This is a genomic window from Haloprofundus marisrubri (genome assembly GCF_001469955.1).
GTDB classification, from domain to species: domain Archaea; phylum Halobacteriota; class Halobacteria; order Halobacteriales; family Haloferacaceae; genus Haloprofundus; species Haloprofundus marisrubri.
Map to the genome: position 1 here is coordinate 645,112 of NZ_LOPU01000018.1, position 15,373 is coordinate 660,484.

17 protein-coding genes are annotated in these 15,373 nt (G+C 64.5%); 9 read left to right on the forward strand and 8 right to left on the reverse strand.

Features of this window, described 5'->3' with window-relative positions; translation table 11 throughout:
• Positions 1-26 precede the first annotated feature (26 nt).
• The 4 genes from AUR64_RS09060 to AUR64_RS09075 form a co-directional block, all read right to left on the reverse strand.
• A complete protein-coding gene (locus AUR64_RS09060) occupies positions 27-1,781 on the reverse strand; it encodes a rhomboid family intramembrane serine protease (protein ID WP_058581590.1) in 1,755 nt (584 codons plus the stop codon).
• Between the two features lie 106 nt (positions 1,782-1,887).
• The gene (locus tag AUR64_RS09065) at positions 1,888-3,048 is read right to left on the reverse strand and encodes a M24 family metallopeptidase (protein ID WP_058581591.1); all 1,161 of its coding nucleotides are present in this window, start codon (positions 3,046-3,048) and stop codon (positions 1,888-1,890) included.
• Positions 3,049-3,156: 108 nt separating this feature from the next.
• Positions 3,157-3,435 carry a UPF0058 family protein gene (locus tag AUR64_RS09070; protein ID WP_058581592.1) on the reverse strand — a complete coding sequence of 93 codons (279 nt, stop codon included), beginning with the start codon at positions 3,433-3,435 and terminating at the stop codon, positions 3,157-3,159.
• A 67-nt stretch (positions 3,436-3,502) separates the two neighbouring features.
• Entirely contained in the window at positions 3,503-3,715 is a 213-nt protein-coding gene (locus AUR64_RS09075; RefSeq protein ID WP_058581593.1) for a DUF7120 family protein, read from the reverse strand.
• 201 nt (positions 3,716-3,916) lie between these two features.
• On the opposite strand from AUR64_RS09075, the gene AUR64_RS09080 reads away from it, so the two are divergent.
• On the forward strand, positions 3,917-4,510 hold the full coding sequence (locus AUR64_RS09080; RefSeq protein ID WP_058581594.1) for a sulfite oxidase-like oxidoreductase: 594 nt from the start codon (positions 3,917-3,919) through the stop codon (positions 4,508-4,510).
• A 31-nt stretch (positions 4,511-4,541) separates the two neighbouring features.
• Here the strand turns inward: AUR64_RS09080 and AUR64_RS09085 are convergent, their stop codons facing one another.
• On the reverse strand, positions 4,542-4,742 hold the full coding sequence (locus AUR64_RS09085) for a helix-turn-helix transcriptional regulator (protein ID WP_058581595.1): 201 nt from the start codon (positions 4,740-4,742) through the stop codon (positions 4,542-4,544).
• Positions 4,739-5,173 (reverse strand): hypothetical protein, encoded by a 435-nt coding sequence (locus AUR64_RS09090; RefSeq protein WP_155120555.1) that lies wholly within the window; start codon positions 5,171-5,173, stop codon positions 4,739-4,741. The genes AUR64_RS09085 and AUR64_RS09090 overlap by 4 nt, the downstream gene beginning before the upstream one ends.
• Positions 5,174-5,452: 279 nt before the next feature.
• On the opposite strand from AUR64_RS09090, the gene AUR64_RS09095 reads away from it, so the two are divergent.
• The 5 genes from AUR64_RS09095 to AUR64_RS09115 all read left to right on the forward strand — a co-directional run bounded on the left by AUR64_RS09095 (position 5,453) and on the right by AUR64_RS09115 (position 10,559).
• The gene (locus AUR64_RS09095; RefSeq protein WP_058581597.1) at positions 5,453-6,793 is read left to right on the forward strand and encodes an isochorismate synthase; all 1,341 of its coding nucleotides are present in this window, start codon (positions 5,453-5,455) and stop codon (positions 6,791-6,793) included.
• 72 nt (positions 6,794-6,865) lie between these two features.
• Positions 6,866-8,617 (forward strand): 2-succinyl-5-enolpyruvyl-6-hydroxy-3-cyclohexene-1-carboxylic-acid synthase, encoded by a 1,752-nt coding sequence (menD, locus tag AUR64_RS09100; protein ID WP_058581598.1) that lies wholly within the window; start codon positions 6,866-6,868, stop codon positions 8,615-8,617.
• 42 nt (positions 8,618-8,659) lie between these two features.
• Positions 8,660-8,998 (forward strand): hypothetical protein, encoded by a 339-nt coding sequence (locus tag AUR64_RS09105; RefSeq protein ID WP_155120556.1) that lies wholly within the window; start codon positions 8,660-8,662, stop codon positions 8,996-8,998.
• 51 nt (positions 8,999-9,049) lie between these two features.
• Positions 9,050-9,577 carry a hypothetical protein gene (locus tag AUR64_RS09110; RefSeq protein WP_058581600.1) on the forward strand — a complete coding sequence of 176 codons (528 nt, stop codon included), beginning with the start codon at positions 9,050-9,052 and terminating at the stop codon, positions 9,575-9,577.
• Between the two features lie 70 nt (positions 9,578-9,647).
• Positions 9,648-10,559: a 1,4-dihydroxy-2-naphthoyl-CoA synthase gene (locus AUR64_RS09115; protein WP_058581601.1), complete on the forward strand. Its 912-nt coding sequence runs from the start codon at positions 9,648-9,650 to the stop codon at positions 10,557-10,559.
• Positions 10,560-10,771: 212 nt separating this feature from the next.
• Here the strand turns inward: AUR64_RS09115 and AUR64_RS09120 are convergent, their stop codons facing one another.
• Positions 10,772-11,278 (reverse strand): NUDIX hydrolase, encoded by a 507-nt coding sequence (locus tag AUR64_RS09120; RefSeq protein WP_058581602.1) that lies wholly within the window; start codon positions 11,276-11,278, stop codon positions 10,772-10,774.
• Positions 11,279-11,387: 109 nt separating this feature from the next.
• Here AUR64_RS09120 and AUR64_RS09125 point away from each other — a divergent pair, with 109 nt between their 5' ends.
• Entirely contained in the window at positions 11,388-12,539 is a 1,152-nt protein-coding gene (locus tag AUR64_RS09125) for an outer membrane protein assembly factor BamB family protein (RefSeq protein ID WP_162265533.1), read from the forward strand.
• An 11-nt stretch (positions 12,540-12,550) separates the two neighbouring features.
• On the opposite strand, the gene AUR64_RS09130 is transcribed toward AUR64_RS09125, so the two are convergent.
• Complete coding sequence (locus AUR64_RS09130; protein ID WP_058581604.1) at positions 12,551-13,186, reverse strand: hypothetical protein; 636 nt, start codon at positions 13,184-13,186, stop codon at positions 12,551-12,553.
• A 121-nt stretch (positions 13,187-13,307) separates the two neighbouring features.
• Here AUR64_RS09130 and AUR64_RS09135 point away from each other — a divergent pair, with 121 nt between their 5' ends.
• Together AUR64_RS09135 and AUR64_RS09140 are read left to right on the forward strand one after the other, a co-directional pair.
• Positions 13,308-14,267 carry a 1,4-dihydroxy-2-naphthoate polyprenyltransferase gene (locus AUR64_RS09135; RefSeq protein ID WP_058581605.1) on the forward strand — a complete coding sequence of 320 codons (960 nt, stop codon included), beginning with the start codon at positions 13,308-13,310 and terminating at the stop codon, positions 14,265-14,267.
• A 1-nt stretch (position 14,268) separates the two neighbouring features.
• On the forward strand, positions 14,269-15,339 hold the full coding sequence (locus AUR64_RS09140) for a mandelate racemase/muconate lactonizing enzyme family protein (RefSeq protein WP_058581606.1): 1,071 nt from the start codon (positions 14,269-14,271) through the stop codon (positions 15,337-15,339).
• Positions 15,340-15,373: the final 34 nt, after the last annotated feature.

The window sequence follows — 15,373 nt, forward strand, 5'->3', positions numbered from 1 at the left end:
AACGTCACCATGCCATCGAACGGCCGCTACTGATACCGTTCTCTCGCCGCGACTCGGACCCGCGTTCCGTTCTCTGTCGTCGCGTACAGCTTTCCCTTGCGATTCGTGAACTGGATTCCCCTGAGCGTCACCGACTCGTTTGTCCGGGGAACGGGCGCGGAGACGGTGTCGTTCTTCGGGCCGACGAGGAGGATGAACTGCTCGTCCTCGGCGGCGATAGAGACGTTCTGTCCGGCGATGGTGGGCTCTGCTGTCGCTGGTGGTGAGGTGTACGCCACCGTCTCGTTGTCGTCGACGGCGAGCGTCACGCGATAGCTGGCGTTGCTGCCGACGAGCGACCAGCCGGTGCGGTTGGCGACCACCGTCTCGCGCCACCCGACGCCGCCGACGCGGACCGCCTGTCGGCCGTCGAACGCGAGGCGGCCCTTCGAGACTGCTCTGGTCCAGATACTGCGGCCGGGATTGCGGACGATGACGCCGGAGGTGGTGACGCTCGTCGACTCGCCGAACCCTTCGATGTCGACTACCGCTACCATCCCGTTGGTCACGTCCTCGGCGTACGTCACCTCGTAGCCGCGGACCTGCACCGACTCGCCGGGCAACTCCTCTCCGGCGGTCGTGACCATGTTGACTGCGATGGCCGGGCCGGTTATCGCCGCCGCACCGACCAGCAACAGCGCGACGGCCGCCTGTTTGCCTGTTACGCTCTGCAGACCCTCTCGCCGGGCGTTTTCGCCGCCCGTGTCGCCACTTGAGTCACGTCCCGACCCGTCGCTTCGGAGGTCACCAGTTCGCGCACGTACTTCGGCCCCAAACCGGTCGAGGAGCGGCCGGTCACCCGCGGCCGCCGCGGCGGTGACGAGCGTCGCGAGGAGAAAAACGAGTGCGAGACCTGCGGCCCGAAACAGCACGTAGCTGTCGCCGCCGCGGTACCAGTACACCGCCCACATAGACTGTGAAACCGAGTACAGCAGCACGCCGGTCCAGAGTCTGAACGCGGCGGGATGGTCGTCGCCACGGCGTTCGACCAGCCACAGCGCCAGCAACACGCCGGTGAGAAGACCGATTGCGTGACCCTGAATCGCTATCTGTGCCCACCACGGCGAGATGAACGCCTCGCGCGACGACGCGACGGTCGTCGGACTGAACACCGAGTCGTAGACGAGGTCCACGACGTTACCCGCCGAGAGCGCAAGCACGGTCGTCAGCGGGTAGTACACCAGCGCGAATCCGGCGAACGCGAAGACGACGCCTGAGAAGCCGATGATGGGGCCGACCGAGAACAGCGCGGTAAGGACACCGACGACGAGCACGGCGGCCGGAAACAGAACGAAGGCACGGACTCGGGGGTCGGTTCGCCATCCCGAGGATTCGACCGCCGATTGGCTCGTTCGCCCTTTCGGATAGTGGCCCCACGCGTACTCGACGAGCGGTGCGAGCGTGAGCGTCCCGACCAGATTGCCGACGAGATGGCCCGCGCCGGAGTGTGTAAACGCGGCGGTGAGCATCCCGGTCGGGTAAAGATACGACCACGCCCGGAAGGGGACGACGACCGGCCGATACCAGTAGTCGTAGCCGCCTTGGACGACGAGATACACGATGAGAACGAACAGTATCGAGAGGAGCGTCCCCCACGGGACGCCGTAGAGCAGGCGGGAACGGAGTGCGGCGACTCGATGCGCCCGCCGGTCGTCGAGACGCCACAGCACGTACAGACAGACGGCGGCGACGGCGACGAGCGCGAGTTGCGAGAGAGGAAGCCACGACGGAACCGCGAGCATACCGACTCCAAGGTGGGCCGGAGTATCAAACCCGAGGCTCGCAGCGTCGTTTACCGTTCTTCGACCGAAACGACCGTAGTCCCGCACAGAGCGTCCGCAGTTCCGCTCAGAGCGTCCGCAGTTCCGTCTGCGGGGCGACGACCCACTCGGTTCCGTCCTCGACTATCTCGACCATCTCCTCTTGGCCGACGTAGCCCCACTCGGTGTCGACGCCGAGTTCCATCGTGTAGATTTCGCCGACGCGGACCTCGCCGTTCGGCGCGTCGCCGTAGCGGTCCCACAGCGGTCCGAGAAGCGTCCCACCGTCGTGGGCGGCGCGGCCGACCTGGTGGCCGAAGGCGTGCTCGAAGGCGGGCCACCCGGCGTCGGTCAGCGCCTCGCGCGCTGCCGTGTCGACTTCGTGGCCTGCGACGCCCGCTTCGAGTACGTCGTGTCCGGCGTCGATGGCGGCGCGAACGTCCTCGAACGCCGACTGGAGGCCCTCGGGAACGTCGCCGCAGACGTACAACCGCTGGATGTCCGCCGAGTAGCCGTTCTCTCGAACGCCGAAGTCGATGTGTAGCAGTTCGTTTTCGGGGACGGTGAGGTCGCCCGGCAGCGTGTGGCCGACCTCGCTCTCGCCGCCGGCGTGGACCGTCGGGCAGTACTCCCAACTCCACGCGCTGCCGAGGTCACGCTCGGTCATCCGCGTGTGTAGCCAGTCCACAATCTCCGCTTCGGTCCACGACGGGTCCCACGTGTCGACCATCGCGGCGAGTAGTTCTTCGGTCGTTTCGGCCGCGGTGTAGATTCTATCGCGCTCGGTGGCCGACTTCAGTCCGCGGACCTCCCCGACGACGTTGCCCGCGCTCACCAACTCGTGGTCGTCGCCGATGGCGTCCTGCAGTTGGAGATAGAGGCCGTGAGTGAGGCCGTCGGCGACGTTGTCGTCGCGGTCGAAGTTGACGGCGACGGTGTCGGCGTCGGGCGCGACGGAGTCGAGTGCGTCTCGAAGCGAGGGGACGAACGACTCGTCGTACGGATACACGTCGTGGACGTCGAGTCGCTCGGCGTTCGGCGCGTCGTGGCGGCCGAGAACGACGGCCGAGTCGTCGGGGCCGACGACGATGGCAGTGGGCCAGACGACGTCGAAGCCCAGAATATAGGGCAGGCAGGGTTCGTTGACTTCGTCGGTTTCGCGGCAGAACGTAATCCAGCAGTCGGCGTCGCTTCCGGCGACGGCGTCGTGTGACTGCTCGACTTTCTCGGCGATGAGTGTCCGGTCCATGGCGGACGCTCACGGGCGGGAGTGATAACCGTTAGCGTGGCGGAACGTCGGGTGACGGGCGGTCCGAATCGGCGGCGTCGGATGTCGGCGTCGCGTCGAAAAAAGACTCTAAATCTTCGACTCGGCGTCGTTGGCGAGTTCTTCCATCCGCTTGCCGACGCGGCCGGCGTTGGAGAACTCGTCTTCGCTCATCGCAGTCGCCAGCGCGTTGCCGAGGACGAAGACGGCGTGTTTGTGCTCGCTCTTGGATTTGTGGACGTGTGAGGGTTCGACGCTCAGTTCGTCGTAGGGGTCGAACAGCGAGGAGTCGACGTCCTCCTGCGAGCGGAAGTACTCCATGATAATCACCATCTGTTCGTGCAGTTCGAGCAGGTCGTCCTTGTGCATAGGGGGCCGTAGGTCCGTTTTCGTTTTAAGGATTATTGCGGTATTCTGCCATACCGACACGACTGGCTCAGAAGACGTACTCGTCTTCGTGGCCCATCATGCCGTCGTCTTCGAAGCCCGGTTCGTCGTTGTCCATCGGCCCGCTCGTCTTGTAGGCCTTCATGCCCGTCGAGAGCAGTTCTTCGACCGCTTCTTCGCGGTTGACGAACTCGCCCTGTTCGACGAGTTGTGCGATTTGCATCTCGATGTGCTCGGGGATGTTCATCTGTACTTTCGGCATTTATCGTCCGTGCGTTTGGATAGCCCGTATTTAAACTTGGCGGCGTTGCCCCCTCCCGAACACCAACCGCGTCACGGTATCCCACGAAAATAGTTGGGAAGTTGCAAACTTCAGTTTCGGTTCTGCGTAGCTTCCCGTCGCACAACCCAAACTCGGAGAGGGAGTCGATAACCATAGGTGAGTGGCGACGAACCACCTGATATGAGCAAAACCGTCACCGACCTCTACGAGGAGTTCGGCGGGGACAGACTCCCGCCCGGCCAACGCAAAACCGAGCGATTCCCCGTGCTCTCGAAGAGCGGGACGCCCTCGTGGGACCCGCAGTCGTGGCAGTTCGACGTCTGGGGCGCGGTAGACGAGCAGTTGCAGTTCTCCTACGAGGAGTTCAAAGACCTGCCCGCCGAAACCCAGATTCAGGACTTTCACTGCGTCACCGGGTGGAGCAAGTTCGACTGCGAGTTCACCGGCGTGACGTTCCCGACGCTCGCGGAGATGGCCGGCCTCGACGACGACGTGGTCCACGTGATGTTCCACGCCCTCGACGGTTACACGACGAACCTCTCGCTCGAAGAGTGTATGCGCGACGAGGTGCTGTTCGTCTACGAGTACGACGGCGAACCGCTGCCGTCGGACCACGGTGGTCCCCTCCGCGTCGTCACGCCGCACAAGTACGCCTACAAGGGGGCGAAATGGGTCGAAGGCGTCGAGTTCCTCACCGAGGCCGAACGCGGCTACTGGGAGAAACGCGGCTACTCGAACACGGCGAACCCGTGGAACGAAGAGCGGTACAGTTAATCGGAAGTCTTGTCGAAATAGTATCTACCGACTACTCTGACAGGTCCGGGTCGAACAGCGCCTCTACCGTCGTATCGAAGTATGCTGCCAGTTTGAAGGCGAGTTCGAGAGAGGGATTGTACCGCTCTCGTTCGATGGCGTTGATGGTTTGGCGCGACACGGAAACTGCCTCGCCGAGTTCGCCTTGGCTGATTCCTTTCCTCTCACGGTAGTTTCGAATGCGGTTTTTCATTGCATCCGGTCGGCAACGTAGCCGTAGACGAGAAGAGAAAACAGCAGGAGCAATGCGTATCCCCACACCACACCTCGGATTGCGGGTGGCACATCGACGATTCCAGTCGTGTCGAGTAAGACATCTGCTGGAAGCGCGAAGATGGTGATGGCGATGAGTACGGACACGACGATTTGGCCGGTTTTCTGTTCGATTCGCGCTTCCCGTTCGTCGAGGAGTCGAACCCCCGTACGCTGCCAAATGAACAGATAGCCGACAACGCCGAGATAGTAGCTCCCGACACCCGCAATCAGAAACAAATCCTCGATGGAGGATGGCGCAAAAACGGCCGCCGCTGTCGCTGCGAAGATTCCGATAACGCCGACTCCAATCGACTGACTCATCAGATTTCGATATCGCTTCCGGTCAGTAATCGATAGTTCACTGGTCATGGTGTAAAGCTCGTTTTACAGTAAAATGTCCTTTACAGCAGTTCATAAAACTATCGCCGAGCAGAACGGACCAGCGAACACCAAGCAGCCACTCCGGTGAGCGAACTACTCCTCAAGTTTTCGTGCGAAAATCGCTTTGCGATTTTCGGCCGACGACCGAACGGAGCGAAGCGAAGTGAGGAAGGAGTGCTTTTGGTCCAGCTTTTGCCGAGGGCGCGCGAAGCGCGCCCGCAGCGCAAAAGGTGGGGTTGAAAAGGCCTGCGTCCTAAGCCAGCCTAGATGAACCCGGCGCAGCGCAACCAAGAGGCGGTAGTGTCGCACGCCGAGGCGACGCTCGTAAGCCGGTCCTGCGAGATTCCGGACGTGTCGTTTCGCGCCTTCCTCGCCGACCAGAACGCCCCGCGAGTCCACTGGGCATCGCCCGACGGCCTCGAACTCGTCGGCGGCGGTGCGGCCGCCCACCTCACCGCGTCGGGGCCGAAGCGGTTCGACAGCCTCCGCGACGAGGCGGAGGCACTGTTTGCTGACGCCGACCACGAAGGCCCGGAGGCGACGCGTCCACGGATGCTCGGCGGCCTCTCGTTCGACGCCGACCACGAGGAGACGCCACCGTGGACCGGATTCGCGGCAGCGACGTTCGTCCTCCCGCGCGTGCAGTTGACCCGTGGCGACGACGCGACGTGGCTCACCGTCGTCGAGTACGGCCCCGACGCGACGGTCGACTCGGCCGCCGACGCGCTCGACGCCGCCCGCGAGTCGCTCTCCGAACTCCCGATGATGCGCCCCAGCGGTGGCTCACCGGGCGTCGCGGACCGCCACTGGCGAACACCGAAGAGAGAGTGGACCGCACAGGTCGAACGCGTCACCGAGCGCATTCGGTCGGGTGACTTGCTGAAAGTCGTGTTGGCGACGGCGTTAGACCTCGAACTCGCCGAGGAAGTCGACATCCCGGACGTGCTCGAACGCCTGCGTCGGACGTACCCCGAGTGTTATCGGTTCCTCGTCCAACCGACCGACGAGGCGGCCTTCTTCGGGCCGCCGCCGGAGCGTCTCGTCAAGCGCGCCGGTCGAAGCGTCGAAACCGAAGCGCTGGCGGGGTCGATGCCGCGCGGGGAGACCCCCGAGGACGATGCGGACTACGCCGAATCGCTGTTGGAGAGCGAGAAACTCCAGCACGAACAGCAACTCGTCGCCGACACCATCTGCGAGCAACTGGAGCAGTTCGGCGACGTGACCGCCCGCGACAAGCGCATCCGCAAACTGAGCAACATTCAGCACCTCCAAACCCCCATCTCGGCGACGCTCGACGGCGACGCCCACGTACTCTCGCTCGTCGAAGCGCTGCACCCGACGCCCGCCGTCGGCGGCCTACCGCTCGAAGCGGCCCTCGAAACGATTCGGGAAACCGAATCCTTCGACCGTGGATGGTACGCGTCTCCCGTCGGCTGGTTCGACGCCGACGGCAACGGCGAGTTCGCCGTCGGCATCCGCTCGGGTGTCGCCGGCGGCAAACAGGCGACGCTCTTTGCGGGCAACGGTATCGTCGGCGACAGCGACCCCGAAGCCGAGTGGGACGAACTTCAGCCGAAAGTGCGGCCGATTCTCGACGAGTTGGAGTAACACCGCTGTCTCGGTCGGCGGTCACGACCGAATCACGCCGCCTATTTGACGCCGCACACCAACTTCCGAGCAATGACTGCGCCGAACCGAAACACGCTGTGGGCGCGCGTGCTGGTCGACGAACTCGCCGAGGCGGGCGTCTCTGCGGTCTGTATCGCTCCCGGAAGTCGTTCGACGCCGCTGACCGTCGCGTTCGCCCGACACGAGGATATCCACGTGTTCTCACACCTCGACGAACGCTCGGCGGCGTACTTCGCGCTGGGGCGGGCGCGGCGAACCGGCGAGGTGACGCCGTTGGTCTGTACGTCGGGCACTGCCGCGGCGAACTTCCACCCCGCCGTCATCGAGGCGTCGCAGGCGCGCGTCCCGATGCTGATGTTGACCGCCGACCGTCCGCCGGAACTCCGCGACTCGGGCGCGAACCAGACCATCGACCAGGAGAAACTGTACGGCGACTCCGTCCGCTGGTACAAGGACCTCCCCGAACCCGAAGCGACGGACCGAAAGCTTCGGGGACTCCGGACGACGGCCCACCGCGCATTGGCGCAGGCGACCGGCACACCGTCGGGTCCAGTTCACCTCAACGTCCCGTTCCGCAAACCCTTGGAACCGATTCGGGTCGAAGACGACGTGCCCGCAGACCTTCCGCCGCTGGCCGCTCGTGGCCGGGACGGCCCGTACGTTCGCCCGACGAAGGGAGTGCCGCAGTTGGACGACCGGGAACTCCAAGAGATTGCCGAGAGACTCTCGGCCGAACGCGGCCTCATCGTCGCCGGTCCCGCCGACCCGCCGGGCGTCGACCCCGAGGCGATAGCGATGCTCGCGCACGGAACCGGCTTCCCGGTTCTCGCCGACCCGCTCTCGGGACTTCGCTTCGGCGGCCACGTCCGAACCACCGCCGTCGTCGGCGGCTACGACGACTTCCTCGCCGAGGATGCGGTCGGCGACTGGCCCGACCCCGAAATCGTCCTCCGTATCGGCGCGTCACCGACCTCGAAACCGCTCCGGAAGTATCTCGCGCGGACCGACGCCCGGCAGTTGGTCGTCGACCCCGCCGCGGAGTGGCGCGAAGCGGAATTTTCTGCATCTGACCTCGTCGTTTCCGACCCCTCCCGTCTCGCCGCGCACGTCGCCCGCCTCGTCTCCGGCCCCGACAGTTCGGCGTGGCGCGACCGATGGCTCTCTGCGGACCGCGAACACTGGGCGGCAGTCGACGGGACGGACGACCTGTTCGAAGGAAAGATTTTGGGAGACGTTGCCGACCTCGCGCCGGACCCCGCGACGCTGTTCGTCTCCAACAGCATGCCCGTCCGCGACCTCGACCGGTTCGCCCGACCCAGCGAAACGAATCTCACGGCGCTCGGCAACCGCGGCGCGTCGGGTATCGACGGCATCGTTTCGACGGCGCTCGGCGCGGGAAGCGCGACGACCGACCCGTTGACGCTCGTCCTCGGCGACCTCGCGTACTACCACGACATGAACGGTCTCCTTGCTCTGGACCGCTGCGAGGTAGACGCGACGGTCGTCCTCGTCAACAACGACGGCGGCGGCATCTTCCACATGCTGCCCATCGAGCAGTTCGACCCGCCGTTCACCTCGCAGTTCAAGACGCCGCACGGCCTCGACTTCGAGGCGACGGGTGACCTCTACGGCCTCGAATTCCAGCGCGTCGAAGGCCGAGAGACGTTCCGCGAGGCCTACGCCGACTCCGTCGCACGCGAGGGAACGCAGGTCATCGAAGTCCGAACCACCGCCGAGGAGAGCCACCGAACACGGGAAGAACTCCACGAGCAGGTCGTCGAACGCGTCGCCGACCTCGACTGAGGAGCAGTGTCTTTTTTGAGTGTGGCTGATATTTGATAGTCGATGCCCTCCAGATGGAAGCTCCCGACGCTACTGCTTGCTGCAGTTGTTTTCGCGTATCTCACCGTTATCGGCGGAGTGCCGCTGATTGGGGTGTTTCTCGCCGTCGTCGTCTACTTTCTCGGATGGTTTGCCGGCGAGTTCCTCGAAACGGGCGCACTCGTCGGAGCGTTCTCGTCGACTCGGGCAGCCGTAACTGGCGTTCTTGCCGCACTGATACTGGCGTACTCGCTGCTAATCGCCCAGCAGGTTCTCTTGGGTGTTCTCACCGTGTTGATGCTGGTGCTCGTCGCCTGGCTGACGAGTCCGACCGGGCCGCTGGCGACGCTGCACGAACAGTGAGCAGTCCGCGTCGGGCGGAGTTTTAGGTATCTCGGGACGAACTCTCTGTGTATGGCGTCCCCGAGTCGCGGCACAGACCCGGCAACCGAACAGCGACAGTTGCGCCCGCGAGAGGAGAACGACGGCTACGGCCGTCTCCTCGAAAGCCTCTTTTCGGGTGGGGGCGCGGTGGCGATACTGACGATTCCCGCCATGTTCTGGATACTCTCGGTGACCGCTGGTCGGAGTCTGTTCGCCGCCGCCGACGTGGTGTTCGTCTTCGCCGTCGGCTTCGTCTCGCTCGTCCTGTCGGTGAGCGCGTTGAGCGGCGACTGGACTAGCTTCGGACCCGCGTGGCCACCCCGGTCGTACGCGCTGGCTGCGTTCCGCGCCGTCGGCTACAACGTTACTCTCTGGGCGGCTACGACGCTCGCGCTTCTCCCGGCACTCCCGTCGGGGCCACGCGTCGGTGTCGGCGCCGTCTCCGGAGAGTTCGTCGCCGTCGTCGTCGTGGCCGCGTTACCGCCGCTGGCCGTTCTCGCACTGGTGCATCTGTGTCACGCACTCTACCGATTCAAAACCGCCAGTTCCGGATTCTGAGCCGAGTTCGCCTCCGGCCCCTCCGGAGGCCGACGGGAACCTTTTTCGCGGCAGCGACCCCGCGTTTCGTATGGTTTCGGAGCTTTTCGACCCCGACCGCTGGGAGGTCGTTTCGACCGATTTCTCGGACATCACCTACCACCGTGCGGTCGACGCGCCCGTCGTCCGCATCGCCTTCGACCGCCCGGAGGTTCGTAACGCGTTCCGTCCGGGCACCGTCGACGAACTCCACGCGGCGCTCGACCACGCCCGCAAGCAGGCCGATATCGGCTGCGTGCTTCTGACCGGCAACGGCCCCTCCGAGAAGGACGGCGGGTGGGCGTTCTGCTCGGGCGGCGACCAGTCGGTTCGCGGCGGCTCCGGCTACGAGTACCGCGGCGACGACGAGGCCGCCGAAGACGACGACCCGACCGTGAAGAAAGCGAAGGCGGGCCGTCTACACATCCTCGAAGTCCAGCGACTCATCCGCTTCATGCCCAAGCCGGTCATCGCCGTCGTCCCCGGGTGGGCTGTCGGCGGCGGCCACTCGCTGCACGTCGTCTGCGATATGACGCTCGCCTCCGAGGAACACGCGAAGTTCCTCCAAACCGACCCCGACGTCGCCTCCTTCGACGGCGGATTCGGCTCCGCCTACCTCGCCCGACAGGTCGGCCAGAAGAAGGCCCGTGAGATTTTCTTCCGCGGGAAGACGTACTCTGCCGAAGAAGCCGTCGACATGGGGATGGCCAACGAGTCGATTCCGCACGCGGACCTCGAAGATGTCGCCTTCGAGTGGGCCGAGGAGATTACGAGCAAGAGTCCGATGGCGATTCGGATGCTCAAATTCGCGTTCAACGCAATCGACGACGGGATGGTCGGCCAGCAGGTGTTCGCCGGTGAAGCGACGCGCTTGGGTTACATGACCGACGAGGCGGCTGAGGGTCGGGATGCGTTCTTGGAGAAGCGCGACCCGAACTTCTCGGAGTATCCCTGGCACTACTAACCCACCTTTTTCATGGGGTGCTCAGAAACCCAAAGCGTTTCTGGCATCGCAAGACGGCAGAGCCGTCTCGGCTGACCTCGCGCCACTTCGCGGCGCTCGAACCCCGCCAGAAATCTGGACAAAAAAGGCCGGTCACGTACGACGCGACCGGAGAACCGCGTTCACGACTCCGTCGTTCGCGCGGATGCGACGCGACGGATTCATTCGGCTTTCTACTCTCGGGCCTTGCTCAGCACTGCCTGCGCGAACTCGCGGTCGAACGTCTCCTTGGGCAGTTCGTCGAACCACGCCGCTCGCTCGATGTTCTCGTCGTCGACGCCGAGATTCGTGCCGACTTCCGAGTCGGTCGCCGTCGCGGAGAAGCCGACGACACGGAACGTGTGAGAATCCTCCGAGTGGGTTCGAACCACGTCGTAGACGGCGTGTGGCCGCTCGGGAGTCACGTCGACGCCGGTCTCCTCTCTGACCTCGCGGACGACGCCTTCGCGGAGCGACTCGCCGGATTGAACCGTTCCGCCGGGGACAACCCACTGCTCGTCGTCGCCGTCGTAGGCCAACAGGATTCGGTCGTCTTCGTCGAGGGTGACGGCGGTGGCGACCCATCCCGACTGAAACGCCTCGTACTCGCCGAGGCCGGCGAACGTCTCGGCGTCGACCTCGTACTCGCTCCGGAGGACGTGGAGGTCGTCGAACCGCTCGCGGGGGTCGGTGACGGTCATGTTCGGAACCTGCTATTCGAGAGGTGAAACCGTTCTGGTCTCGTGTCGTCGGTGGTGTTTCGTCCGTGACCCGAACAGTCAAGTCGGACCCGTGTCTCCGACGCGACAGATGCCCTCCCCACAGTCACGTCGAACGTTTCTCACAGCCTGTGGTTTCGCCGGTCTGTCGTCGGTCAGCGGATGCATCGGTGGTCGACGACTGGAGAATCTGGTCGGCTCCGACCCGGACATCGACTGTCAGCCCTCGTCGCACGAGTGGCCGATGTACGGCTTCGACTGGCAGAGACGCGGTGTGGCCGGGTCTCGCGAGTTACCGCCCGCAGATGCGACGGCTCAGCAGTTGACACAGGCCGACAACGGTATCGAAGCCTCACCCGCCGTCAGTGACGGCGTCGCCTACGCGGCCGGAACTGTCCGCGTCGAGGCCCGAAATATCGAATCCGGCGAACGACTGTGGGCGTACGACCCCGGTGACAACGTCTCGACGATGCCTGCGCTCGGCTGTGGCGTCGTGTTCGTCGCGCTGACGAACGACGTCGTCGCACTCGACCCTGACGACGGCACCGAACTGTGGCGCACCGAGGGAGTGAGTGGATTCGACCAGTCGGGGTCGCCGCTCGTCTACGACGGCACCGTCTACACCGCCGGCCCCGAACTCTACGCGCTCGACGCCGAAACCGGAGAAGAACACTGGAACGCTGCCGGCGGCGAGGGCGTCGCCGTCGGCGACTACGTCTACACGGCGGAAGTCGACGGCACCGATGGCGCGGTGCTCGCGTACACCGACGCGGGCGACGAACAGTGGCGCGCAGGGGTCGGCCCCGTCTACACCACGCCGGTCGTCGCAGACGGCCTCGTCTACGCGGTCACGAAAGACGGCAGTTTCTACGCGCTGGATGCGACCGACGGAAGCGTCCGATGGCGAACGCCCATCCCCAGCGGCATCTTCGACCCGCCCGCCGTCAGCGACGGAACCGTCGTTCTCCCGCCCGGAAACGGCGACTTCGCACGGGCGCTCGACGCCGAGACCGGCGAGTCGGTGTGGCGCTACAAAACGGGGAACGCGACGGGCGCACCGACGGTTTTCGGCGACATCGCGTTGCTTCCGGGGGCGAACACTGGTGTTCACGCCGTGGAACTCGAAACCGGTGAACTGGTTCGAGCGTGGGACGCGCCGGCGGTCGGGTCGGCCCCGATTCTCGTCGACGGCACGATTCTGTACCGGGCGTGGAACGACTCGGAAGTGTACGTGCTTCGGTGACGAAGTAGAGGCTACGCCGAGTCGGAGTCCCCTTTTCGAGACTGGAACGAAAACCGCTCTCTGACGATGTCGGTCCTCGTCCGTCGCTCGAAGGCGACGCCTCGTTGCTCGAACGCATCTACCGCGTTATTGACTTCGTCGCCCATGCCACGTTGAAACCCGAGTTTGAGCGTGTCCGTGTTGCCGTTTTCGTCGTAGCGGATTAGAAGCGCCGAAATTTTGGGATGCTCTGGAGAAGGGGTGCCGCTGTTTGTGGCAGTTCTGACCGAGTGACCGTTCTCAACACCAGTCACGTCGACGACGGCGTCAAGTGGAATCTCGGTGTCGGAAACGCGCCCGACCCAGTCGAATCCGAAAAGTAGGACGGTGAAACCAGTCATGAGCGCAGCACCAACCAGAATGATTCCGAACAACGAACCGAGTACGATGCTGAAAAGGAAAACTAGGTCTACGACAGCGGCTACCGACGGGCCGACGAGGAGGACGAACGCGACACCAATGAGTGCCATAGCTGCTAGTTGCCACTGTATTTTCGACTGTCTCTGTAGCTTCAGCCACCGCTTCCGACTCGCACTGCGGTCCCTCTCGAAAACTAACACGTCGTCCGTAATTCGACACGTTCCACGAGCAGTGTCGAACTCGTCCATGCGATAACACGTCGTGCAAGGGTATTGACTTCTCTGGCCGACCGTTCCGAACAGACACTCGTCTCCATCCCTCTCACCCGACATGCCAAATTTGACGACTCCGTAGCACGGAGACAAGACAATGAGTACGCAGAACATCTCGCGCCGGAAGGCGTGGGTCATCGCGGCGCGGCCACAGACGCTACCGGCCGCCGCCGCACCGGTCGTCGTCGGCGTCGGCCTCGCGTTCCACGATTTCGGCTTCGGTCAGGTCTTTTCCTTCTGGCCCGCCGTCGCCGCACTCGTCGGCGCGGCGCTCATCCAAATCGGGACGAACTTCGCCAACGACTACTACGACGCGATTCAGGGCGCGGACACCGAAGCGCGCGAGGGCTTTACTCGGGTTACCGCGGGCGGCCTCATCGACCCTGAAGACGTGAAGCGGGCGATGTATCTCACCTTCGCCGTCGCCATCCTCTTGGGAACCTATCTCGTCTACGTCGGCGGCGTCCCCATCCTCGTCATCGGTCTCCTCTCCGTCGCCAGCGGCATCGCCTACACCGGCGGCCCGTATCCGCTCGGTTATCATGGGTTGGGTGACCTGTTCGTGTTCGTCTTCTTCGGCCTCGTCGCCGTCACGGGTACCTACTACGTCCAAGCCGTCTCCGTGCTCGCCGACCCGCTCACCGTTGGGATTCCGGCCGGCACGGTCCCGCTGGAAGTCCTCGTCGCCTCGCTGCCTATCGCGGCCATCTCGACGAACATCCTCGTCGTCAACAACGTCAGAGACAGAGAGGAGGACGCGACGACCGGAAAGCGAACCCTCGCCGTCCGCTACGGCTACACCTTCGCGCGGGCCGAGTACGTCGCCATGCTCGTTCTTGCTTACATCGTTCCGGTGTACTTCCTCGTCGCCGAGAGCTTCACGTGGCCGGTGCTGCTGCCGCTTTTGACGCTCCCGTTGGCAGTCGGCGTCACCCGAACCGTCGTCACCCAGACGAAAGGTGAGAAACTGAATCCGGCGCTCGAACGGACCGGCAAGCTGCTCGCGGCCTACGCACTCCTGTTCGCCGTGGGTGTGGCTATCGGACCAGTGATGTGAGATGCGGGATGTGAGAGTCGAACCCTTCTCAGTACGTCTGAAAGAGCCACTCGGAACCGCGAAGGGCGAGATAGACGAACGTCGCGGCTTCCTCGTCGGTATCGAGACCGACGACGGCGTTCGGGGGGTCGGCGAGGCAACGCCGCTTCCGGAGTGGACCGAATCGTACGTGGAGTGTCGAGCACGGTTGGCGGAACTGTCGGACGCCGCCGACAGGGGATACGAGTTCGATGGGGCGACCCTCGGCCCGGCAACCCGCCACGCGGTGAACCTCGCACGAATGGACGCCGAGGCTCGCGCGCAGGGGAAAGCACTGCACGAGTGGCTCGCCGGGCAGTTCGGAACACGAAACAACAGAGCCGGCCGACCGGCGACCGTTCCCGTCAACGCGACCGTCGGCGACGGGTCGGTCGACGAAACCGTTGCTGCGGCGGAAAACGCTGTCGCCGACGGCTTCGACTGTCTCAAACTGAAAGTCGGTGCGCAGTCGCTCGAAACAGACGAAAAACGGGTCCGCGCAGTCCGCGACGCCGTCGGCGACGAAATCGCTCTGCGAGCCGACGCCAACGGTGCGTGGGACCGTGAGACTGCAGAGCGAGCGGTCGACCGCCTCGCAGCGTTGGAGTTTGCGTACGTCGAGCAACCGCTTCCGACCCACGAGTTGAGCGGCTACACCGAGTTACGGAACCGCGGCGTCGACGTCGCACTCGACGAGACACTGTACGACTCGTCGGTGTCGCTGCCGTTGAACCTCCGCGACTACGCCGACGTACTGGTTCTGAAGCCGATGGCGCTCGGCGGACCGGGCCCGACGCTGTCGCTGGCGCGGTATCTCCGTCGAAGCGGCGTCACACCCGTCGTTACGACCACCGTCGACGCCGCCGTCGCCCGTGCTGCCGCAGTTCACGTCGCCGCGGCGATTCCCGACATCCCGGCTTGTGGACTCGCAACGGGAGATTTGCTGGCCGAAGACCTCGTCGACGACCCGGTAGCGGTGACCGATGGCGAAATCGCGGTCCCCGACGGACCGGGCATCGCCGGCGACGCGTTCGACCATCTGTTGTGGGACTGAGCGCCACCCGGGCATCGCTTGCCCCGAACTCACC